The following is a 24436-nucleotide window of genomic DNA, read 5'->3' as shown; positions in this document are numbered from 1 at the left end:
CATAGCAATCTATTCTTTCTCTAGAAAATTTATAAATCTTCTAATCAAGACTAGATAGCAAACCTTATATCTGTGTATCAAAAATGCGATATCAAGTGACATACAAACCTTGGCACAAAACCAACTGATTGCAACACCTATTGACATCTCAAATCCTCATAGTTGCAACTTTTAATGAATGTAAATCTTGCAGAAAGCTGACAAATGCATGACATTAGCCTCGGGCGATGCTGACGCTTTTAAGCAGCAGATTAGAAGTTCCTGCGGTATTGCATAGGAGACAGCCATCCAAATAGCTATTTGCAGTGTTCTTATGTCTAATTCTATGCATGCGCTTACCATATGCCGCTCTTTCTGCGCTGCTCGCAGCGTATAAGAATTAATTAGCGCTACAATAGGCGCATTCTTATCAAGACGAGCGAAGGAGCATCTCGCAATGGGTAGAGTTTACAATTTCTCGGCAGGTCCTGCAGTTTTGCCAGAAGAAGTGTTGCGTGAAGCACAGGCAGGCATGTTGGATTACAACGGTACAGGCATGTCGGTAATGGAGATGAGCCATCGTTCAAAAGCATTTGCTGAAATAATTGAAACTGCGGAAGCTGATATTCGCGAATTGATGGCAATTCCCGACAATTACCATGTGTTGTTTTTGCAGGGTGGCGCAACACAGCAATTTGCTGCTATCCCTATGAATTTGATGAAAAATGGCGTGGCTGACTATATTGTGTCTGGCTCTTGGTCAAAAAAGGCATTTAAGGAAGCAAAAATATATGGTGATGCCCGTTGTGTTGCATCTAGTGAAGATGAGAATTTTAGCTATGTGCCCGACGTGGACTCTTTGAAATTTTCCAATGATGCCGATTATGTATATATATGTCAAAACGAAACAATCTACGGTACGCGTTATCCGAAATTGCCCAACACGGGTAATATCCCGCTGGTTTCAGATGTGTCTTCTATGTTCCTTTCAGAGCCTATGAACGTTTCTGATTATGGTCTGATTTATGGTGGCGTACAGAAAAATGTAGGTCCGGCGGGTGTTGTTATAGTTATAGTTCGTGAAGATCTTGTTCGTGAAGACGTTAATCCGGCTACTCCTACTATTATGCGTTATCTTACTCAAGCTAATGCTAAAAGCTTGTCAAACACACCGCCTTGCTGGGGTATATATGTTTGCGGCTTAGTTTTCAAATGGCTGAAAAACATGGGCGGTCTTTCGGCAATGAAGCAAAAGAATGAAGAAAAGGCGGCGCTGCTATATGAATTCCTAGATCAGTCTAAGCTATTTAAAGGCACCGCACGCAAAGACTGTCGCTCTTTGATGAATGTGCCGTTCATAACTGGCGACGCTGATTTAGATGCAAAATTTGTTGCAGAATGCAAGAATCACAATATCGAATCGATTAAAGGTCATCGCTCTGTTGGTGGAATGCGCGCTAGTATTTATAATGCTATGCCTAAAGCTGGAGTGCAAGCACTTGTCGATTTCATGGGTCAATTTGAAAAGGAAAACTTGTAGCCAAGTATTTGTTTCCCAAAATTAAGGACATACAATGACCAAGAAGATTCTAATTACTGAAAAAATAGCCGACGAGGGAATAGATATACTGCGTAGGCGCGGTTTTCAGGTGGACGAAAAGTTAGAGCTTTCCTCCGAGCAGCTTGTAGAGCAAATAGGGGAATACGATGCCCTTATTGTGCGCTCTGCTACTCATGTTACTTCGCAGGTTATAGATGCAGCGAAGAATCTTAAAATTATTGGTCGCGCTGGTGTTACTGTTGACAATATAGATATAGATGCCGCCAATTCTCACGGAATTGTTGTATGCAATGCACCTACATCGAACATAATTTCTGCAGCTGAATTTGCTATGGCAATGCTTTTATCGTCTGTCAGAAAAATTCCTCAAGCAAATGCGTCTATGCACAGCGGCAAGTGGGATAGGCGCGATTTCATGGGAAGTGAGCTTTACGGCAAGACACTTGCGATATTCGGTCTAGGTCGCGTTGGCAGTCTTGTGGCTGAAAGGGCGAAGGCGTTTGGCATGAATCTTATCGCCTACGATCCGTATTGCAGTCCCGATCGCGCAATGCAACTTGATGTTACTTTGTTCAACAGTGTAGAAGACGTGCTTCCTCGCGCCGATTTCATAACCCTGCATTTGCCGAAAACTGAAGAAACAGTTGGCATGTTTGGACCGAAGGAATTTGCAGCCATGAAGAATGGCGTAGTTCTGATCAACTGCGCACGAGCTAGCATTTTGAACATGGATTCACTGGCTGATTTTGTAGCTGCTGGCAAAATAAGTGCAGCGGCTATAGACATATTCCCCGAAGAGCCTTGCTATTCTAGTCCGCTACATGAACTACCGAATGCGATACTAACGCCACATGTGAATGCTGTTACAAAAGAAGCTCAGGTGCGCGCCGGCGAGCAAATTGCCGAATACGTGTGGGCTGGGCTTGAAGGTTCAATAGTTCCTACAGCAATAAACGCTACTGGTTTGCCACCTGAGGTAATGGATAGATTGCGTCCTTATATGCCAGCTTGTCGAATGGTTGGACGCATGGCTTCAAGCATATTGAAACGCATTCCCAAACGGTTGTTGGTGCAGTTAGAGGGCAGAATCGCTGATGCAGACCCGGATATGTTAGTTGCGGGAGTTGTAGATGGCATACTTTCATATAAGCAGGTAGGCTCTGCTATGCCTGATAATGCACGCTTGATGGCTGAGCGTCACGGCATGAAAGTGGAGACACATTCTTGTGATGATGCTCAGGAATTTGCATCTGCTGTACGCATAAAAGCTGATGGCGTAGAAATAGCGGCTACTTTATACGGAATAGATATGCTTCCGCGCATTATTTCGCTTATGGGATACAAAATTGATATTGCTCCTGCGGCGCAATCGCTTGCATTTGAGTATATTGATGCCCCCGGTAGAGTAGGCATAATAGGCACGATTTTAGGTGCCGCTGATGTGAATATAACCACTATGCAGATTGGAACTAAATCTGAGGAAAAGTGTGCGCTTGTTTACATGAATGTAGAGGGCGAAGTTACCGACGCAGTACTTAATGAGCTTCGTGAATCAATAGACTTGAAGAACCTCTGGCACATACGTCTATAATATATTACTTACTTTGATATTATGCAGGCAGTCGTTTTATTGACGGCCTGCATTTATTTTGGGAGAACGGAGGATGCGTATGACTCGCAAGATTGACATCTTCGACACTACGCTGCGCGACGGCGAACAATCGCCCGGCGCTTCTATGAACACCGAGGAAAAATTAGTTATAGCGCGACAATTGCTGCGTTTGAATGTGGACGTAATAGAAGCTGGATTTCCAATTTCTAGCCCCGGTGATTTTGAGAGTGTGCGTAAGATTTCAGAGCTTGCGGGTGATAATGCTACAGTAGCAGCTCTAACGCGTGCGGTTGAAAAAGACATTGTTGTGGCGGCTGATGCACTGAAATATGCCAAACGTCCACGCATTCATACAGGCATTGGCGTATCTGAAAGCCATATGCGCGACAAACTTCGGCTTACTCCCGATGAAGCTGTAGAGCGCGCTGTGGCTGCTGTGAAGTGTGCAAAGCAATATGTAGACGATGTTCAGTTTTATGCAGAAGATGCCGGACGATCTGATTACGATTTTCTTGTTCGCATGATTCAATCTGTTGTTGATGCTGGTGCTACCGTTGTTAATATTCCTGATACTACTGGCTATTCATTGCCGGAGGAATTTGGGCAGCGCATTAAATATCTTGTAGATAATGTGGTTGGAATTGAAAACGTTACTATAGCTGTGCATTGCCACAACGATTTGGGTATGGCAACAGCTCTTGCTATGGCTGGTGTTGCAAATGGTGCGCGACAGATTGAGTGTACTATAAATGGTCTTGGTGAACGCGCGGGCAATACTGCCATGGAAGAAGTTGTTATGGCTATGCGTATGCACGGAGAAGAACTTGATGCGCATACTGATATAAATACTCGTGAGTTTATGAAGGCAAGTAGGCTTGTTTCTACTATCACGGGTATGAATGTTCAGGCTAATAAGGCGATTGTAGGCGCAAATGCGTTCGCGCATTCTTCTGGAATACACCAAGATGGTGTACTAAAGAAGCGCGATACTTACGAAATAATTGATCCTGCCGATGTTGGTGCTGGCGAAAGTCAGATTGTTCTTACAGCTCGAAGTGGGCATGCGGCACTGAAGCATCGTCTTGAAGAGCTCGGATATGAATTTGATGGCGAAAAACTTGATGAGTTATACGAGGCATTCTTGAATTTGGCAGACAAGAAGAAGGAAATTTACGACGAAGATCTGGAAAGCCTTGTAAACGAGCGCGATCGCGAAGAAACAGCGCTATATTCCCTTGAGAGCGTGCAGATAAGTTGCGGTTTCCCGCTGAAACCCACAGCTACCGTTACTATCCAAGACCCCGAGGGTGATGTTATTACAAAATGTGAGTGGGGCACGGGTCCGGTGGATGCAGCCTATAAAGCAATCGATAGCATAATAGGCATAAACGCAGACCTTACCGAATTTTCAGTGCAGTCGGTTACGCGCGGAATTGATGCATTGGGTGAAGTTACGGTGCGCGTGAAAGCCAAAAATGGCGAAATGTATACCGGTCGTGGTGCTGATGGCGACATAATCGTGTCGTCTGCAAAAGCGTATTTAAATGCCCTAAATCGTCTAATAGGAGAGCGCCACTAAGCGTTTATCGAAATCACAGTTCGTCGCATATATTCACTTGGATAATGTGGCGGGCTGTGATATTATCTATTCAGTGCGCAGGTATGTATAAAGACTTTTCGTTTTCTTTGAAAAGTGGGCTTGTCCCGCTTTTTTTATTGTCAGAAGGCGGAAGCCAGAAAGGGAGAAATGCTCACATCGAAAGAACAGAAGCTATTGTGCGCGCTTGAGCCGCGTGCAGCACAAGAGGGAATCGAAATAGTTACTATCGAGATAATTGGCGCTAAGCGCGCTCCTATCATACGTATCTATATCGATGCCGATGGTGGAGTTAGTTTCGATGAACTCTCGTCTGCTCAGGCTTGGATGGGCGAAATGCTAGATGTTATAGACCCGTTTCCGGGAGCATATACGATGGAAGTATCGTCGCCCGGCATAGATAGACCGCTACGTACACGTGCACATTTTGAGCGTTTTGTTGGAAGCCGTGCAAATGTTCGGACGGCTGCGCCAATAGATGGTAGGTCAAATTTCAAAGGTACGATAGAACCTTTCCGAGGCGAAAGTCTTGTACTTACGACTGATAACGGAGAAGTTTGTATACCTTTTGAGGCTATAAAAAGAGCCAATTTAATTGGAGAAATAGTTTTTTAAGCGAAGGAGAAAACGTGTCCGAATCAGAAAGCTCATTGATTGAAGCGTTGCAATTGTTAGCGCATGAGCGCAAGATTGACGAATTTTATATCATAGAGCGGTTAGAGGAGTCACTTGCAAAGAGTTACGAGCGCATTCTAGATTTGGAATACGATGCGCGCGTCACAATTGATCGCCAAACTGGCAAAATCTATGTATACGAACTTGTACCTATTGGTGAACCAGAAGAAGTGGAAGATGAAGAAACCGGAGATGTAGAGCTTGTTTATCACGACTTCGAAGAGCGCGATGTAACGCCCGAGAATGTAAGTCGTATCGCAGCTCAGAATGCCAAAAGCGTAATAGCTGCTATCGTTCGTGACGCAACTCGGCAGACCATATATGAAGAGTTTTCTGGTCGTGTGGGCGATCTTATTACGGGAACGGTTTTACAGGGCACACCCGACTTCACTATCGTAAAAATACGTGATGGCGTTGAAGCAGAACTCCCGCACTACGATTTGAAGCGTAATCCCAACGAGCGCAACGAGCGTCCGTCTAATGAGCATTATCGCCATAATCAGCGCTTAAAGGTGCTTATAATTGAAGTGCGCGACCCATCTTCTGATGCACCGCGTGTAAGGGGAGAGCAGGCGAAACCTTCAATTGTGGTATCGCGTACCCACCCCGACTTAATTAGGCGTCTATTCGAAATTGAAGTTCCTGAAATATATGAAGGTGTGGTTGAGATCAAATCTATTGCCCGCGAACCCGGCGCTCGTTCTAAGGTTGCTGTCGATTCGCGAGAGAGCAACCTAGACCCAGTAGGTGCGTGCGTTGGTCCAAAAGGCAGCCGTGTGCGTATGGTTGTAGAAGAATTGCGCAACGAGCGTGTTGACGTTATACAGTGGAGTGAAGATCCTAGTGTATATGTTGCAAATGCTCTGTCACCTGCTAAGGTACAAAGCGTTACTATAGACCCAGAAAACCATTATGCTACTGTTGTGGTGCCCGACGATCAGTTATCGCTTGCTATTGGTAAAGAAGGGCAAAATGCGCGTCTTGCAGCGCGACTAACAGGGTGGCATATAGATATTCGCTCTTCTAGTATGTCAGGTGAATCGCTTGTAGATGAAAATATCCTGATAGATGAAGAGGAAACAGAAGACGAATTCTGCATCTATGTTAGCGAAGATGGTACGCGTTGTCGCAATCATGCGCGTCCGGGTTCGAAGTATTGTGGGGTACATGCGGGCGCTGAGGAAGAGGCGCTGGTTTAAGATTGATGCAGCTTGAAGCGAAGCTTGAATGGAGTGATATATGGTCGCTATGCGCGTACATGAGTTAGCGAAAGAATTTAACATGTCCAGCAAAGACATGCTTGCGAAGCTTCGCGAAATGAAGATAGCAGCAAAGTCGCATGCTAGTGTGCTAACCGATGCGGATGTAGAGGCAATCCGCAAGAATATAGAGCCTGCGATACTTCAGCGTGCTGGTGAGCTTGACGCTAAAGCGAAGAAGGCTTTAGAGAAAGAGCAGGCAGAAAGCGCAAAGCAGAAAGCTGAAGAAGAGGCTGCTAGGCGTGCGGCTGTTGAGGCGGAGCGTGCTGCGCGTGAGGCTGCAAGAGCTGCGCGTGGTGAAGATGCTCCTCAACAAAAAGAGGAGGAAAAGGAAGCACCCGCCCCGCGTAAAGTGCGCAAGATTGAGACTAAGAGCTCTAGTTTTGATAGCTTAGCTAGCCAGATAGAGTCTGAAAAAGAGCGCGTAGAGCGCGAACGTAAGGAAGCACGTGCACGTGCGCGCGCTGAAAAGGCACGCGCTGAGGTGGCTAAAAAACAAGCGGTAGAAGAAGCTCTGCGCAGCAGAGGTAAAAAGTCGCAGGCAAAAGCCGCAGAAGCGCAGCCACAACACGAGCATGTGGCTGCACCGGTATCTACGCCTGCTGAAAACACACGGTTTAGCTCTTTGCTATCGCAGATAGAATCTGAAACACAGCGTATGCAGTCGCAGAAAAAGCCAGCGCCGGCGCAGAAGACAGAACATCAGAATCAAAAACGCGGAAAGCACAAGCGAAATAAGAATAAAGCTCAGTATGTTCCCGAATTAGAAACTGAACAAGAAAATCAAAGTGAAGATCGCTATGCGCAAATGGCGGTTCAAGCTGAAAAATTACAGCGTGACAAGGTTCTTGCAGAAGCGCGAGCAGCTGTAGAGGCGGCAACTACCCACGAGGGCGAAGGTAGACGCAAGAAGCGCAAGGAAAAGCGTGAAGCAGAGGCTAGAGAGCGTGCAGAGGCTGAGGCTATAGAGCGCGGTATAGACCCCACGCTTGTGCTGGATGATTCGGTGGTTGAGGTTCCGCAAGGTGCAACGGTTGGCAAGCTAGCCGAATTGTTAAATGTTCAACCAAATGACATTATTAAGCGTCTATTCTTGCTGGGACAAGCGCTTACATTAACTCAGTCTATGAGTGACGATTTGATCGATATTGTGGCAGACGATATGGATCGCAAAGTGCGTATTGTTTCTCCAGAAGAAGAATACGCTGTTGTGTACAACGATACAGAAGACGATTTGAAGCCAAGACCGCCTGTAGTTACTGTTATGGGTCATGTTGATCATGGTAAGACTTCGCTACTTGACGCTATTAGAGATACTGGCGTAGTTGCAAGTGAAGCTGGTGGCATAACACAACATATAGGTGCATCTGTTGTTGATATAAACGGGCGACAGATAACTTTTATCGATACTCCCGGTCATGAGGCATTTACTGCCATGCGTGCGCGTGGTGCACAAGTAACCGATATTATCGTTTTGGTCGTAGCAGCAGATGACGGCGTTATGCCTCAAACAATAGAAGCTATCAATCACGCAAAAGCTGCTGATGTTCCTATTGTTGTTGCTGTAAATAAAATAGATAAAGATGGAGCCAACCCCGATCGTGTTCGTCAGGAATTAACCGAATATGAGGTTATTCCAGAGGAATGGGGCGGGCAAAATATGTTTGTAGAGGTTTCTGCAAAGAAACGTCTATACATTGACGATCTGCTGGAAACTATTATTTTGCAAGCCGACGTGTTAGAGCTGAAGGCTAATCCCGATGCGCTTGCGTCCGGCTTTGTTATTGAAGCTAATTTGGATAAAGGTCGCGGACCTGTAGCTACGGTGCTTATCCAGCGTGGTACTTTACATCCGGGAGATGCTGTGGTGGCTGGAACATCTTATGGGCACGTTCGCGCATTGGTTAACCCGCATGGCGAACATGTTGAAGCTGCTATGCCTGCCGATCCGGTTGAGATATTAGGCTTGAATTCCGTTCCTGTTGCAGGTGATGAGTTCCGTGTGTTTGCAGATGAACGCGACGCGCGTAAGCTGGCAGAGGAAAGGCAATTGCGTGAGCGTGTGGCTGAACAGCGCCATGCATCTCATATGAGCTTAGACGATTTGTTTAGCCGAATTGAGGAAGGCAAGCAAACCGACCTCAATCTTATTGTGAAAGCGGACGTGCAAGGTTCAATTGAGGCATTGCGTGATGCTTTCGATAAGATGGATCAATCTGAAGTTCGCATCAATATTGTTCACTCTGCTGTTGGTGGCATAACTGAAACAGATGTAACTTTGGCGGCGGCATCCGATGCTATTATTATTGGTTTTAATGTGCGTCCAACTGGTAAAAGCCGCCAGCAAGCCGAAAAAGAAAAGGTAGACATTCGCCTGTATCGTGTTATTTATCAGGCAATAGAAGATATTAATCAAGCTAGGGTGGGATTGCTTTCTCCCGATATCGTAGAAGAAGACACTGGCATCGCCGAGATACGTGAAACCTTCAAGGTTCCCAAGGTTGGTACAATTGCTGGCTGCTATGTTATAGAAGGCGAAATCAGTCGCGATAATAATGTGCGTGTTGTGCGCGATGGCACTGTTATTTACGAGGGTACTATAGAAAGTCTTCGTCGCTTCAAAGATGATGTTAAGAGCGTTTCGCGTGGTTTTGAATGCGGCATTGGCATCGCAGGTTACCAAGATGTAAAAGTTGGCGATACTATCGAAGGGTATACTGTTAAAGAAGTAGAGCGTACCGAATAAGAACTTTTATAGCGACCTTGTTTTTGCATAAGAAGAAGTATTTTTGGCATAACGCAAGGTCGCTTGGTTCATCTAGGTTTTAGCCTTTAAGGAATTCTGACGCGCTGCGAATTCTTAATGTTGCTGATTGAATTGTGAGGTGATTTCAGTGAAAGAAGGCAATCGTAAAGTTGATGAACGGGCACGCGAAGTAATTTCAAACATTATGCTATTTGATATATCTGACCCAAGATTACAGATGGTTACTATTACCGGATGTAATGTTAGCTTTGATCGTGCATACTGCGATGTTTACTACACATCTGAGCCCAATAGGTATACAGACGTAGAAGCTGCTTTTAGCGCTGCAAAGGGTCATATTCGCTCCCTGATGGCAAAAAGGCTTGATTGGAAGCAAGCGCCAGAGTTGCGCTTTCACTTGGACGAAACAGTAGATGCGGCAGAAAAGCTTGAACAGTTCATCAATGCTGAAAAAGAACGACAAGCTGCATACGGCAATACAGTGGAGTAGGCAAGGAATTCGATAAGCTATGGCGGTAACTCCACAAACTAATACAACGCTTAACGAGATAGCGGAAGCCCTTTTGAAACATGACCGTATTTGTATATGCGGTCATGTTAGTCCTGATGGCGACTGTATTGGGTCGCAATTAGCGTTGCGTTGCGCACTAGCGCAACTAGGAAAAGAAGTTGTGGTGCTTTTAGCTAGCGCTGACAAGCTAGGTGTAAGTTTCGAATTTCTTCCGGGTTTTGAAGAATTGATACCAGCAGCTTCATTTGAAGGTACTTGCGATGTGTTTGTGCAAGTTGATGTTCCTAATGCGCGAAGATTGGGTGAGGATGCGTCGAAGATTAGACAGAGCGCTTCTCTTACAATAACTATTGATCACCATGCTGTAGATGAGCGCGAGACTCATCTTAGTTATACCGATCCAGATGCTGCGTCAACTAGTATGCTTGTGTGGGAGACTATAAAACATTTAGGGGTAGATTTAACTAAAGATATAGCAACTTGTGCATATACCGGATTAATGACCGATACTGGCAGGTTTCAGTATCAAAATGCCGATTTGCGCGCTTTTAGAGCAGCTTGCGAAATGGTAGAAGCTGGTGCAGATCCGGCGTTTATATCGGCAGAGTTTTTTCAGCGTGCTACATTGGCTTCCATACAACTTGAAGCAGCAGCCATAAGCAATATGCGCTTCATATGTGATGGATGTGTTGCTCTTAGTTTTATTACTCAAGACGAAATGAAGCGCGCAGGTGCTGTTAAGTCTGATTGTGAGCAGCTTATCAATACGCTGCGCTCTATTGATGGCGTTAAAGTGGCTGCTATGTTGCGCGATGAAGGCAAGCAAGTTCGTGGCAGTTTTCGATCAAAAGATACAACCGACGTATCTGCTATAGCAAAGCGCTTCGGTGGCGGTGGACACAAAGCAGCAGCAGGGTTCACACTATATGAGCCGCTAGATAAAGCTGTACGTATGGTTGAAAAAGCGCTATGCCAAGTTTTTTGCGAGGGTAATAATTGAAGCGCGGAGAGGCGGGGCTTAGCCTTGTTATAGGTGTTGATAAGCCGAAAGATCTTACATCACATGATGTAGTTGGTCGCTGCAGACGTATTTTTAATGAAAGGCGGGTAGGGCACGCTGGCACACTTGACCCTATGGCTACGGGTGTACTGCCAATTTTGGTAGGTTCTGCAACGCGCCTGAATCGATATATGTCTGGTCACGACAAGCGCTATGAAGCAGTTGTTGCATTTGGTAGCGCAACAGACACAGACGATGCGAAAGGTAAGGTTATTCGTCAATCTGCTGTGCCAAGAGAAGTGCTTGATAGCGGATTTGCTATGTCGGTTCTTGAGCGATTTACTGGCTGCATAAAACAGATTCCTCCGATATATTCAGCGCTGAAGCGCAACGGTAAGAAAGCATGTGATGAAGCGCGCAGAGGAAACGTGGTTCAACTAGATCCACGCGATATTGAAGTATACGAGGCGCGTTTGCTTGATATATTGGAAACGGATGGCGTTGTAGCTTGGCGTTTAATGTTTCATGTATCCAAAGGTACTTATATACGTTCATTAGCACGTGATATAGGCAATGCGTGCGGTAGCGCCGCACATCTTCAAGCACTAAGACGCACATCGGCAGGTTTGCTTCAAATTGACGATTGCGTAACGCTAGAGACGCTGGAAAGAATTGGGCTAGGCGCTTCGATAGACCCGGTGCAGGCGCTCGGTTTCCCTATAGTTTTTGTAGATGAAGCAAATGAAAAGAGAATAAGAAATGGCATGTCTTTCCCTTTGAATGACCAAATATTTTATGAATATCCTGCTGTGTCTTGGAAGGAACATGCTTGTTCGTGCACGTCTGGTTTAGTTGAATGTTGTGATGCGCCTATCGATGGGTGCGCTATTAGTGTGGTGCGCGCAAATATGCTGTTGGCAATATACAGAGTTGATGTTTCGAATTGTCTTTTAAGAGCCGAATGTGTTTTTCAGAATGGGGTTAGTCGTGGCAGAGGTATTTGAGCTTGGTATATCTTCGGCAGATATACGTCTTTCAGGATGTGTGTGTGCCATAGGTGTCTTCGACGGCATTCATTTAGGACATAAAGCCATAATAAATAAAGCTTTGGAAGATGCCAAAGCAAGAAAAGTTCCGTGCGTTATTATTACGTTTAGCGTAGATCCTGACGAAATATTTAAGGGTGAAAATTTCCGAAAAATAATGAGCAATACCCAGCGTATTTCGGCTTTATCTGAAACGGGTGCAGATAAAGTTGCTGTTCTTATGTTTGAAAGAGATATGGCATGTAAGTCTCCAGAGGAATTCTTAGATGCCGTGTTTTCAAATGCCGCTGTTGTTGCTATACATGTTGGCTGCGATTTTAGATTTGGTAAAGCTGCAGCGGGCACTGTGGCAGATTTGCGGAAATGGGCAGCTGAATATGATGTTTCTGTTTGTGCACACGATCTTCTAACTTTTGGTGGTGTTCGCATTTCATCTACGAGAATACGTGGATTACTTGAAGACGGCAATGTGGTATGCGCCCGAGAACTTTTAGGACATCCGTATACACTTGAAGGAAATGTTGTTCGCGGGCGTGAAGCTGGACGCGAAATGGGTATACGAACGGCTAATCTTAAAATACCTACCAACATGCGCGTATTGGGTAGTGGCGTGTATGCCGCGTATGCAGTTTTGGATAAAAAGCGATACAAGGCTGCGGTTTCTGTTGGAATATCGCCAACATTTGAAGACATTGCAGAGTCGAATATAGAGGCTCATATTTTAGATTTTGATGGTGATATTTACGGCAAAGAACTAGTGCTTGAATTTATTGATTATATTCGCCCTATGCAGCGCTTTGATAGTGTTGATAGGTTGGTGGCAACTATTAAGCACGATATATCCTATGTAAAAAAGAGCCTTTAGCAACATATTTAGCTGCATATACAATCCTTTAACATGTATAGTAGCTAACAACCGATAAAATCATGTTGTTGCTGTCTTGCGGCTGTAATTGCGTTTCAGCCACAAGACCACAACGTCACTCAAGGCTTAACCTTAGGAGGAGATGTGACAACAGCTATAGCTTGGCTTGCTCCTGTATGTGCCTTAGTTGGCATATTAGTGGCAACCTACCTCGGAAATTGGGTTTTAAAACAAAACCCGGGTTCTGACAAAATGAACGGTATCTCCAAGAAGATACAACAAGGTGCGAAAGCGTTTTTGATGAGCGAATATAAGCTGCTCATCATTTTTATGGTGGTAGTTGCCATAGTTATGGCGATTGCTTTGTCGTGGGTTACAGCTCTAGCATTCATTACTGGTGGTTTGCTGTCGGCGGCTGCCGGATATGTTGGTATGCATGTTGCTACTCGCGCTAATACCAGAACAGCGTATGCTGCAGAAACTTCTGTTGCCAAAGCTCTTACGGTTAGTTTCCGTAGTGGTCTTACCATGGGGCTTTGCGTTGCCTCGTTTGCGCTGATGGGTTTGTCGCTTTGGTTGATAGTTATGGTATTCTCCGGCATTAACCTGTTCGACCTAGAACTCGCTTATAAGTTCACTATGGATATTGCGCACGAGCATATCGGCATGGTGGAAGGCTTTGCAACTGGAGCGTCTGCTGTGGCTCTATTTGCTCGTGTTGGTGGCGGCATTTATACAAAAGCAGCCGACGTTGGTGCCGACCTTGTTGGTAAGGTAGAGGCAGGCATTCCCGAAGATGATCCGAGAAATCCTGCAACCATAGCTGATAATGTGGGCGATAATGTAGGCGATGTTGCCGGAATGGGTGCTGACTTGTTTGAGAGCTATACTGGCTCTATTTTAGCTCCTACAATTCTTGCGGTAACGTTTGGTGCACTTGGTGGCTACTTTGTTGGCGGAGATTTAATTTGGGCTATTGTTACTCCGGTTGTTATAGCGGCATGCGGCATTATTACTTCAATAATAGGTTTGTTTGCAGTACGCACCAAGGAAGGCGCCGATCTGCATAAGGCGCTAAATCGTGGTACTTATGTTGCTGCCGGTATAGAAATTGTAATAATACTCTGCATATTCCTAATCTGGAGTAATCAATCTGTTGTTTCTCAACCCGTGTGGCTGTTTGGTTCGGTTATATGTGGTTTGGTCGCCGGTCTTGCTATAGGCAAGATTACAGAGTATTTCTGCTCCGATCATTACAAACCGGTTCACAAAATTGCCGAAAGCGCAGAAACCGGTGCGGCAACTGTAATTATTGAAGGTCTGTCTACCGGTATGCTGTCAACTATTGCTCCGATAATCTTAGTAGCGCTTGCCATAATAGGCGCATTTGTATGCGGCAATATGGCTTTCCCGCTAGCTGGATTAGGTGTCGAAAAAACTATTGCTGTTGGTCTTTATGGTGTTGGTCTTGCTGCTACTGGCATGCTTTCAAATACTGCTATAACAATCGGTGTTGACGCATACGGTCCTGTGGCTGACAATGCTGGTGGCATAGCTGAAATGGCTGGTCTTCCCGAAGAAGTACGCGATCGTACCGACGCGCTTGATGCTGTAGGCAATACAACTGCCGCTATTGCTAAGGGCTTCGCTATTTCTAGTGCTGGTCTATCTGCAATATCGCTTTTCGTATCCTATCAAGCAACAATGCACAATTATTTGCCAGAATTTGAACTTGCGCTTACAGATCCACTTATCGTGGCTGGTATTTTTATAGGCGCAATGATGCCTTTCATGTTTGCAGCACTTACTATGGGCGCAGTTTCGCGCGCAGCGCATGCAATGGTTGAGGAAGTTCGTCGTCAATTCCGCGAAATACCCGGAATTATGGAATACAAAGCCGAGCCTGAATACGATAAGTGTGTGGCTATTTCAACTACATCTGCACTTCGCGAAATGATGACCCCGGGCATAATTGCAATTGTGGTGCCAATTGTAATCGGATGCATTGATCCGGCTATGCTAGGCGGCTTCCTTGCAGGAGCTGTTGCTACTGGTATGTTGATGGCTATATTCATGTCGAATTCGGGTGGCGCTTGGGATAACGCTAAGAAATACATAGAACAGGGCAACTTTGGCGGTAAGGGTAGTGAAGCTCATAAGGCTGCCGTTGTGGGCGATACTGTGGGCGATCCTTTCAAGGATACGTCTGGTCCCTCAATGAACATTCTTATTAATTTAATGACTATCGTGGCACTTACTTTTAGTCCTCTGTTTATTACTATACAGATGATGTTCTAGTTTGAATTGAAGCAAGTTACACTATATTCAGATGGCAGCGCGCGCGGTAATCCGGGAAATGGCGGTTACGGCGCGCTTCTGCTGTATAAAGGCGCTGATGGGAAGAATTACGAAATGCGCCTTTCTAAAGGTTTTCGTTTAACTACCAATAATCGTATGGAGATTCTTGGCGTTATAGCTGCGCTTGAAGTCTTAAATCAGCCATGCAAAGTAGATGTATACACCGATTCGCAGTATGTATGCAATGCATTCAATAAAGGATGGATTGCTAAATGGCAGGATTGTGGCTGGAAAAAAACTAAATCTACGCCCATTAAAAATGTAGATTTATGGAAGCGATTGCTCTTAGCTATGACACCGCATAATGTTACATTTAATTGGGTGCGCGGTCATGCAGGCAACAATTACAACGAAGAGTGCGACAGGCTTGCTACCGAGGCGGCAGACTCTAGAAATTTAGAAATTGACATAGAATATGAAGGCCTAAATCAGACTTCTTTCAATTTGGATCAGTCCGCATCGTAGTAATCTTTCTGGATGCGTCTTTTGCTATTTGGGAATAAGCGGGCATACATGTTCATGAAGTAATTATCAGTCATGGAAGCTATATAGTCGGCAACGATGCGGTTCGGCTCTTGCGATAGATAAGCGTCCGCTGTTAGCGAATGTGACATTTTTACAAGCGATTTTACGTGTTGTCTAAAAATTGGCGATTCATGGCGCTCTTTTACTAAATCATCTAATAGGCGCGCATACATTTCCTCAAACATGGTTTCCACGACATTGTCCGGTTTATCAAGTATGCCCTCCTGCGAATATATAACCTGATAATTTTGACGTTTCGCCAGCTTTAAGTCATCGAAAACCTCTCGACTCATGGCAATTTTATTAGAACCGTAGCTATTATTTACTATATCTGCTGTTACATTGTTAATAATGCGGGCATTGTCGCGTCCAATTACAGAGCTGTCGAACATATCAAGCGAATCAATAACACCCATCTCTATCGCATCTTGTCTGTCTTTGCCTAAATACGCAATCATATCGCTTACGCGTACAACGCATCCTTCTAAAGTAGATGGTCGCAATGTGCCTATAACCTGTTCGTCTTTATTGCACGCCTCAACCATTTCATCTAGCTGCTCAAATGTTTCTACATTGCCGCATTCAAGTGTTTGGCATGCAAATTCTCCATTATGAGTAATAACTCCATCTAGTGTCTGTAGCGATAAATTTCTGGGGTAGAGCTGGTCTAGTACACGAACTGAGTGCACGTTGTGATGGAAGTAGCGCCCTGTGCGTTTATGGTAGCTTTCAGATAGATAGCGCTCTCCTGCATGCCCAAATGGCGTATGTCCTATGTCGTGACCTAACGCTATAGCCTCAATCAGATTCGTATTCAAACCTAGTAGCGTACCTATTCCTTGCGCTACTCGATTTACTAGCTGAACATGAAGCATGCGTCGTGAAATGTCATCATTTTCTACTAAGCTGAAAACCTGCGTTTTGCCGGAGTAGCGATTATAGGCTGGAAGATTAACAATTTTTTCTACATCGCGCATGAAGGCAGGGCGAGTTAGCGTTGCTTGGTCGTGCTCTTTGCTTGAGCGACGCACTACATTTTCATCGCGAAAGCGGAACGGATGAAGCCTACCCGCCGCTCTGTCGGCTATTATTGACTTTTCGATTTCTGGATCGAGTGAAAGGTAGGGTATTTCTTCTTTTTGTGAATTGCTCATATGAATTATCTCCGCTCATATCTTTTTTCGAAATGATAGCATTCATATTCAATTTCTTGGTTGTAGTGTTTTATGATTCTCGTTTAGAGATTAAGGAGTAAATATTTGTAAATGATTAGCGATAGCGACATACAGAAAGTTCGTGAAGCTACAGACATTGTGGCGCTGTTTGCCGAAAGGCAGCAGATGCGCCAGCGCGGTCGCGATTTTTGGTGTTGCTGCCCTTTTCATAGCGAGCGCACGCCTTCATGCAAAGTGGATCCAAACACGCAATTGTGGCATTGTTTTGGGTGTGGGGAAGGCGGCGATGTTTTCAGCTATGTAATGAAAGCTGAAGATATGACATTTGTTGAAGCGGTACATTTTTTAGCTGACAAAGCGCACGTAGATATTGAAGAGACTGAAGGAAAGGGAATTTCGCGAGGTCATAAACAGCGTCTGCGCGATGTGTGTAAAGCTGCGGCGGATTTCTTTCATAATCAACTTATGCGCGGTGTGTCTAGCGGCGCGGCGCGTGCTAGACAATATTTGGCTGGTCGTAATTTTGGTGGCGATGTGCCTAAGAATTGGAACTTAGGCTATGCGCCCGGGTCAGCTTCTCTTGTAGATTATTTGACATCGCTTAATTTTAAAGCTGAAGAAATGCTAGATGCCAACGTGGCTTCGCGCGATTCCAGCGGACGTATACGCGATAGATTTTTTGACAGAGTTATGTTTCCGATAAACGATGCGTCAGGCGAGTGCATAGCTTTTGGCGGCAGAATTATTGGGGATGGTAATCCGAAGTATTTAAACTCTCAGGAAACGGCAATATTTCATAAATCGCAAGTTTTGTATGGACTAGACAAAGCAAAAACGCAGATGGCTTCTAGTGGCTCTGCGATAGTGGTTGAGGGTTACACAGATGTAATAGCATTACATGAAGCTGGAATACGCAATGTTGTAGCAACGCTTGGAACGGCGTTAACCATGCAACATATAAGACTGCTGTCTCGTCATGCAGGTAGACGTATTGTTTACTTATTCGATGGCGACGAAGCTGGACAGCGTGCAGCTGAAAGGGCGTTGCAGTTCATTGACTACGCTATGACTCCTGAAGCCGGTAAAACAAAAATGGAAATTTGTGCTGTAACTTTGCCGAACGGGCTTGATCCTGCGGAATTTGTAGCAGCGCATGGTAAATCTGGGTTAGACGATTTGCTACAAAATGCAAAACCGTTAATCGTATATGGGATAGAGCGCCGTATAGCAAAGCATGATATAGGAACAGCAGAGGGACGTAGTGCTGCTCTTGTTGATGCCTTGCAGATTTTAATTCCGATAAAAGAATCGGTGCTAGCTAAAGATTATGCAGCTCAAATTGCTGGTATGGTGCATGTTAGGGAAGCCGATGCTCTTGAGAAATTGGCATCACTTAAACAACCTAGTCGCAAAAGTTATGTACCGGAATCAGAGAAACCAAACACAGTGCGCACAACAACGCTTCCAGAGGCAGAGATGAATCGCCTTCGCTTTGAACGCGAATTTTTAGGATTGGCGGCGCAAAATCCACTTTTAGCTTTAGGTTTTGCTGACACTATGTCAAAAACTCGTTGGCACGATAAACAGCATTGCTGTATTGCGGATGCTATAGTTGCAGCATTAATGGAAAACCCCGGCATATCTGCTGCCGATTTAATAGCGAAGGCATCGCTAGTCAGTAAATATGCTCCGGCTATTTTAACTGCAGCGGAAGTGTCGGATGGATCTAGCGCTGCTGATAAGCTGGCATACTTAGCTAATGAAATATCTATAGGGGACGGCGAAGAGGCTATGGCTGCCCTAAAGGCTAAATTAATTGCTGGGAATATAGAAGATGCAGATGCGGCGTTTAATGAGTTGGTAGCCATGCAGCGCCGTTTAACTGAACTGCGTCAAACAAGAAATTTATCTTAGCGGATTTTTGGCGTATGCAATGGACACTTTTATCTGTTCGATTCACAATATTACTTAAAACATTGGCGCATGATATTCAAGGAGAGTTTGATGAGTCTGAAAATTGTTCAATCGCCCGATCCTAGTCTGCTGGAAGTATGTGAAGAGTGCGTTGTAGGCGATCGCGATTTGCTAAAACTAGGAAAGCAGATGGCGAAAATTATGTACGCAAATAACGGATGTGGCATCGCTGCACCGCAAGTTGGAAAGAAAATACGCTTTGTTGTAATAGATGTAGATTGGGATGGCGAAAACGCTTCTACGCGCAATCCAATTTTTCTTGTTAATCCAACAGTGGAAGAACTTCGCGGTGATAAAGTAGTCGATAAAGAGGCATGTTTGTCTTGTCCCGGAATTAGTGTTCCTGTAGCTAGACAGCCTTGGGCACGCGTGCGCTATTTTGATTTAGACGGTGAAGAGTGGGAAATAGAAGGCGATGGTCTTTTAGGTCGCTGTCTTCAGCATGAAATAGACCATTTAGATGGGCGCACTTTGTTTGAAGCCTGCGAGCCCTCTGTTCGCATAAAAGCCATTCAAGCTTATGATAAGGCTCTTGCTATGGGTGCTAAGCCCGGAGAATCGATGGTAGAGGTGGAGGCATAATATGCGGATTGTCTTTATGGGGACACCTGCATTTTCTGCAACTATATTGGAAGAAATAGCGAATGCTTTCGATGTTGTAGGTGTATTTACCCGTCCGGATGCTGTCAGAAATCGGGGTAAGAAACTAGAGCCTTCGCCCGTAAAAGAACTTGCACTTAGTTTAGATATTCCTGTTTTTACACCTACTACGTTAAAAGATGCCGATTCTTTGCGTGTAATTAAGGAATTAAAACCAGATGTTATATGTGTTGCTGCATACGGTGCCATTTTGCCGAAAGAAGTGTTAAACATACCAGCGCATGGTTGTTTGAACGTACACGCCTCTATTCTTCCTAGATGGAGAGGCGCTGCCCCTATACAGCATGCAATTCTCGCTGGAGACAAAGAAATTGGCGTGTGCATAATGCGTATGGAAGAGGGTTTAGATACGGGCGATTATTGCATTGTTCGACGTGTTGACACACAGGGAAAAGATGCTGCGTATTTAACCGATGAGTTAGCAAATCTTGGTGCCAGAGCACTTGTTAGCGCATTGGCGCAACTCGATAGCGGCTCTGTCATGTGGGTTAAGCAAGATGAAGCGAATGCAACCTATGCTCATAAAATAGAGAAAGGTCAGCTCGATCTAAGTGCCGACATTTCTGCCGAGCAAAATTTGTGCCGAGTGCTTGCTTCTGACGATGCGCATCCCGCTAGATGCACCGTAGCCGACAAACCGGTTCGCATTGTAAAAGCTAAACTTGCCGATAATTTCAATGGTGCTGCTTCCGGGTGTGTTGCGTGGCATGAAAAGCATCTCTATCTAGGTTGTTCTAATGCTTCTATAGAAGTGTTAGAGCTAAAGCCCAGCGGCAAGCGTCAAATGCTGGCTTCTGAATTTGTGGCTGGCAATGCAATATTGCGTGCGGGCGAGGCGGTCTGGAGCTAATGGGGCGCTTAAGCCCCGCGCGCATAGCTGCACTTGAGGCTACTTCTCAAGTTAGGAAGCGGGATGCTTTTGTGCGCGATATTCTGCCTTCTGTTTTGAATAAATATACTCTTCGTAGCAGCGATAGGGCTTTTGCTTCACTTTTGTCTATTGGCGTAGTTCAAATGCAAGGAACGCTAGATGCGATATTAGATCGGGCGATGAATTCTCCAAGCGATGTAAAGCCAAATCTTCGCGATGCGCTGCGCATATCGGTATATGAAATGTTCTGTCTTAGGCGCGATTTATATGCTGCGATAGATCAGGGTGTCGAACTTGCAGCTTATGTAGCACCGCGGGCTAGGGGTTTGGCGAATGCGGTTTTGCGAAAAGCTTCAGTAATTATTGCTGATATTTTGTCTGAAGATGCTACAAAAAGTGTAGGTGCTGCTGCGTTGCATTTTGGGTTTCCTGAGTGGTTGGCTAGCAATTTGTCAGAGTGGATGGATCTGTCTGCGGCGTGTAAATTCATGGAAGTCTCAAATGAGCAACCCCCTGTGTTTGTGTCTATAAATTCATTGCGCATATCTGATGCGAAGGCGAAAAATAAACTTATTGATGCATCTGTTGAATTTGAAACGATTGATTGCATTTCAGGATGTTTGAAACTGTCTAATTCGGCTGATATCGGCATGAAAACAGTTATAGACATGATAAACGCCGGCGAACTTATTGTTTCCGATGCTGCTGCGCAGATGGTTGCGCAAAAAGTTGTCGAATATACTAAGCATTCGCTTTTGGAAATTGGTGCTGGTCGTGGCACGAAAACAGTGCTTTTGCAAAATTTCTATAACAGGAAATGCGGCGACGCGGCTACAAAATTGGAAGGACTGAGTTCAGAAGCTTCGCAGCCTTCACTCCATCCTTCCAATTTTGCTTTATCGTCGTGTGGCGAAGAATGCAACAAACAAATAGAACGGTTTGTGTGTGTTGATAATGTAGAGAGCAAAGAGGCGCTTTTATACGAGCGCGTTGCGGCTTGCGGTGCGCATGTATCTGATGTAATTACCGCAGATGCAACCGATCTTAAAAGCGCTATTGAAAATGAATGTTTCGATACTGTGTTTATCGATACGCCATGTACAGGGCTTGGCACGCTTCGTCGGCATCCGGAAATAAGATGGCGCTTGACGCAAGACTCAATACATAAGGCTGCTGAACTAGATTTGCGTTTGCTTACGGAAGCTTCTTTGCATGTTAAACCAATGGGTAATCTTGTGTATGCGACATGCACAGTTACGCCAAATGAGAACATGGATACAATACGCGCCTTTTTAGAAAGTCCGCAAGGTGCGTCTTTCCATTTGTTGGAAAATTGCGGCACTTTTACAACGCAGCTTTCAAGCAACGGCTGCGACAGTCATTTCTGTGCCGTAATGGTGAAAAATAACTGACCATGTGCGCATCTTGGACTAATATATATCATTCAAATCTAAACTTAGATATGAAAGGCAATCATGGAACCAAATATCAAAGAGGTTGCGAATCGCATAAGAGTTCTTCGCGAAGATCTTGGATACACATTGGAAGATATGGCGCAGGCTACAGGAAGGTCTGTTGAGGAATATGAGGCTCAAGAATCGGGCACTCAAGACCTTACTTTCACTTTCTTGTATAAGTGCGCTAATAAACTAAAAGTTGACGTTATAGAGCTTCTAACTGGTGAAACTCCGCATCTTAGTGGATATTGCGTGACAAAAAATAATGACGGACTTGTTATTAAGCGTCGCGCTGGTTTTGAATACTTACACAAAGCGCCGCATTTTCGCAATAAACTAGCCGAGCCTTTCTTGGTTACTGCTCCTTATATTGCCGAAGAACAGGATAAGCCTATACATCTTTCCTATCACGAAGGTCAAGAATTAGACTTCATTATTTCTGGTCATTTACGCTTCGCCTATGAAGATCATATTGAGGAAGTTGGACCCGGAGATATGCTTATGTATAACTCTGGGCGCGGGCACGGAATGATAGCTACAGGCGGCAAACCTTGTAAATTCCTAGCAGTAGTTATGAAAGCTCCGGGTAAGGAAATTATTTAGGTGCGCACTGAGTATTCGGTTGTGCACCTAAAACATCTGTTGTCCATACCCGTTGCAGCTACTGCTGCCAGTTCTCAGGAATTAGATATGAGAGATATAAACCTTAGATATGTCGATGAAGAATACGATGAAAATGGTCTTCTAACTAAATTTGAATTACATAATGAACCCGACTACAACTTTGCTTACGATGTTGTAGACGATATAGCGCTAAACGACCCCACAAGGCGTGCTATGGTGTGGTGCAATCCTGAAGGAGAGGAACACATTTTCACCTTCGCCGATATGAAGAAGTGGTCGGATAAAACCGCTAACTTTTTGTCTGAGATCGGTATAGGCAGAGGCGATAAAGTTATGGTAGTGCTAAGGCGGCATTATCAGTTTTGGTTCGTTGCACTTGCCTTGGCAAAACTAGGTGCCGTTATGGTGCCGGCTACATTCATGCTTAAAGAACACGATATGATTTATCGTCTTAATGGAGCAGGAATAAAAGCTGTTATAGCTACGAGTGCGGGTGATGTTGCCGATGTGGTAGATGCCGTTGTAGGCGAGTGCCCTACAGTAGAAAAGCTAATTTTGGTAAACCCGGCTGGAGCCGGCATGACAAAACGCGACGATAACGGCAATCTTTTGGATGGTGGCGAAGGCTTTGGCGCTGCCTTATCTGGCGAGGATGGCATATGTGTATTGCCTGTTAATCGCAGCGGATGGATAGATTTCAATACGGAAGTTCGCAAAACATCTGATTCTTTTGCAAAGCGAGAAACATTGGCTGAAGAGCCTATGTTGTTATATTTCTCGTCTGGTACAGCGGGAAACCCGAAGATGGTTATGCATAATAGCCTGTATTCATTAGGGCATTTGATAACTGCAAAGCATTGGCACAATGTTCGTCCAGATGGAATTCATTTTACGATAGCTGACACGGGATGGGGCAAAGCTGTTTGGGGTAAATTCTATGGGCAATGGCTTATGGAAGCATGTGTATTAACATACGATTTTGATAGGTTTCATGCCGGAGAAATTCTAAGCCTAATAGGTCGCTATGGTGTTACCACTTTCTGCGCACCTCCTACAATGTATCGTCTTATGATGCAGGAAAATTTGGCTGACTTCGACCTATCTTCACTTGAGTATTCCACTACTGCTGGTGAAGCACTAAACCCAGATTTATTTGATTTCTGGAAAGAGAATACTGGGCTTACTATTTATGAGGGATTTGGTCAGACTGAAACCCCACTAACAATAGGCAATCTTACAAACTCTACGCCGCGTCCGGGTTCGATGGGTAAACCCGTGCCTTTATACAATGTTGCCATAATGCGTGAAGACGGTACTTTTTGCGATGTTGGCGAAACTGGCGAGATCTGCATAAATGTCGATCCGCATCCTGCAGGCATAATGATGGAGTATTACCGGGATGCGGAAAAAACTGCTGCCACCATGCACGACGGCTGGTATCACACCGGTGATACTGCTTGGGAAGATGAAGATGGTTATTATTGGTACGTGGGGCGCAATGATGACGTTATAAAATCCAGCGGATACCGCATAGGACCTTTCGAGATAGAAAGCGTTATGCTTGAACATCCTGCAGTACGCGAATGTGCTGTTACTGGCGTGCCTGACGATCTTCGGGGTATGCTAGTGAAAGCTACGGTTGTATTGGCGGAGGGCTTTGAAGGTTCTGATGAACTTACAAGCGAACTTCAGACGTGGGTAAAAGAGAATACGGCACCTTATAAGTATCCGCGCATTATTGAATACGCCGACGATTTACCTCGTACCGTCAACGGTAAGATACGGCGTGTTGCCATACGTGAAGCCGATCAGAGACAGACGGTTCCTGAGGGCTTGGTATAATCCAGATAGAGTAAGCCAGCTGAAGTGGGTCGCGATCTCAAAGCGTGGCCCACTTTCATTAGGACGAGAGGTTGGACT

General features: G+C 44.9%; 19 protein-coding genes. 18 read left to right on the top strand and 1 reads right to left on the bottom strand.

Going from position 1 to position 24436, the window contains the following annotated elements:
• The first annotated feature begins 436 nt into the window (after positions 1-436).
• From serC to rnhA, 12 genes are all read left to right on the top strand, one after another.
• Positions 437-1519 carry a 3-phosphoserine/phosphohydroxythreonine transaminase gene (gene serC, locus G7Y46_RS03245; RefSeq protein WP_165060329.1) on the top strand — a complete coding sequence of 361 codons (1083 nt, stop codon included), beginning with the start codon at positions 437-439 and terminating at the stop codon, positions 1517-1519.
• 34 nt (positions 1520-1553) lie between these two features.
• The gene (serA, locus tag G7Y46_RS03240) at positions 1554-3131 is read left to right on the top strand and encodes a phosphoglycerate dehydrogenase (RefSeq protein ID WP_165060327.1); all 1578 of its coding nucleotides are present in this window, start codon (positions 1554-1556) and stop codon (positions 3129-3131) included.
• A gap of 79 nt (positions 3132-3210) precedes the next feature.
• The gene (locus G7Y46_RS03235; RefSeq protein ID WP_165060325.1) at positions 3211-4731 is read left to right on the top strand and encodes a 2-isopropylmalate synthase; all 1521 of its coding nucleotides are present in this window, start codon (positions 3211-3213) and stop codon (positions 4729-4731) included.
• Between the two features lie 168 nt (positions 4732-4899).
• Positions 4900-5364 carry a ribosome maturation factor RimP gene (gene rimP / locus G7Y46_RS03230; protein ID WP_165252426.1) on the top strand — a complete coding sequence of 155 codons (465 nt, stop codon included), beginning with the start codon at positions 4900-4902 and terminating at the stop codon, positions 5362-5364.
• A 14-nt stretch (positions 5365-5378) separates the two neighbouring features.
• Complete coding sequence (gene nusA / locus G7Y46_RS03225) at positions 5379-6623, top strand: transcription termination factor NusA (RefSeq protein ID WP_241155942.1); 1245 nt, start codon at positions 5379-5381, stop codon at positions 6621-6623.
• 40 nt (positions 6624-6663) lie between these two features.
• Complete coding sequence (gene infB, locus G7Y46_RS03220; RefSeq protein WP_165252424.1) at positions 6664-9429, top strand: translation initiation factor IF-2; 2766 nt, start codon at positions 6664-6666, stop codon at positions 9427-9429.
• Positions 9430-9577: 148 nt separating this feature from the next.
• Positions 9578-9940, top strand: coding sequence for a 30S ribosome-binding factor RbfA (gene rbfA, locus G7Y46_RS03215; protein WP_241155941.1), 363 nt, complete (start codon positions 9578-9580; stop codon positions 9938-9940).
• A 19-nt stretch (positions 9941-9959) separates the two neighbouring features.
• Positions 9960-10961: a bifunctional oligoribonuclease/PAP phosphatase NrnA gene (locus tag G7Y46_RS03210; RefSeq protein ID WP_165252422.1), complete on the top strand. Its 1002-nt coding sequence runs from the start codon at positions 9960-9962 to the stop codon at positions 10959-10961.
• Positions 10958-11965 (top strand): tRNA pseudouridine(55) synthase TruB, encoded by a 1008-nt coding sequence (gene truB / locus G7Y46_RS03205; protein ID WP_165252420.1) that lies wholly within the window; start codon positions 10958-10960, stop codon positions 11963-11965. The genes G7Y46_RS03210 and truB overlap by 4 nt, the downstream gene beginning before the upstream one ends.
• Positions 11949-12872: a riboflavin biosynthesis protein RibF gene (gene ribF, locus G7Y46_RS03200; protein WP_241157031.1), complete on the top strand. Its 924-nt coding sequence runs from the start codon at positions 11949-11951 to the stop codon at positions 12870-12872. Before truB ends, ribF begins: the two co-directional genes overlap by 17 nt.
• Positions 12873-13016: 144 nt before the next feature.
• Positions 13017-15170 (top strand): sodium-translocating pyrophosphatase, encoded by a 2154-nt coding sequence (locus G7Y46_RS03195; protein WP_165060310.1) that lies wholly within the window; start codon positions 13017-13019, stop codon positions 15168-15170.
• Between the two features lie 6 nt (positions 15171-15176).
• A complete protein-coding gene (gene rnhA / locus G7Y46_RS03190; protein WP_165252416.1) occupies positions 15177-15695 on the top strand; it encodes a ribonuclease HI in 519 nt (172 codons plus the stop codon).
• Here rnhA and G7Y46_RS03185 read toward each other — a convergent pair.
• A complete protein-coding gene (locus G7Y46_RS03185; RefSeq protein WP_165252414.1) occupies positions 15680-16909 on the bottom strand; it encodes an HD domain-containing protein in 1230 nt (409 codons plus the stop codon). The genes rnhA and G7Y46_RS03185 overlap by 16 nt on opposite strands.
• Positions 16910-17020: 111 nt before the next feature.
• On the opposite strand from G7Y46_RS03185, the gene dnaG reads away from it, so the two are divergent.
• From dnaG to G7Y46_RS03155, 6 genes are all read left to right on the top strand, one after another.
• Positions 17021-18844 carry a DNA primase gene (dnaG, locus tag G7Y46_RS03180; RefSeq protein WP_241157030.1) on the top strand — a complete coding sequence of 608 codons (1824 nt, stop codon included), beginning with the start codon at positions 17021-17023 and terminating at the stop codon, positions 18842-18844.
• Between the two features lie 90 nt (positions 18845-18934).
• A complete protein-coding gene (gene def, locus G7Y46_RS03175) occupies positions 18935-19486 on the top strand; it encodes a peptide deformylase (protein WP_165060301.1) in 552 nt (183 codons plus the stop codon).
• Position 19487: 1 nt separating this feature from the next.
• Positions 19488-20414, top strand: coding sequence for a methionyl-tRNA formyltransferase (gene fmt, locus G7Y46_RS03170; RefSeq protein ID WP_165252412.1), 927 nt, complete (start codon positions 19488-19490; stop codon positions 20412-20414).
• Entirely contained in the window at positions 20414-21847 is a 1434-nt protein-coding gene (locus tag G7Y46_RS03165; protein ID WP_165252410.1) for a transcription antitermination factor NusB, read from the top strand. The genes fmt and G7Y46_RS03165 overlap by 1 nt, the downstream gene beginning before the upstream one ends.
• A 63-nt stretch (positions 21848-21910) precedes the next feature.
• Positions 21911-22495, top strand: coding sequence for a cupin domain-containing protein (locus G7Y46_RS03160; protein WP_165060295.1), 585 nt, complete (start codon positions 21911-21913; stop codon positions 22493-22495).
• Positions 22496-24358: an AMP-binding protein gene (locus tag G7Y46_RS03155; RefSeq protein WP_241157029.1), complete on the top strand. Its 1863-nt coding sequence runs from the start codon at positions 22496-22498 to the stop codon at positions 24356-24358.
• Positions 24359-24436: the final 78 nt, after the last annotated feature.

The sequence above is a fragment of the Adlercreutzia sp. ZJ304 genome (genome assembly GCF_011039075.1).
GTDB lineage: Bacteria > Actinomycetota > Coriobacteriia > Coriobacteriales > Eggerthellaceae > Adlercreutzia_A.
Note: the sequence above shows the minus strand (reverse complement) of the source record. Positions and strands in the feature narration are given on the sequence as shown.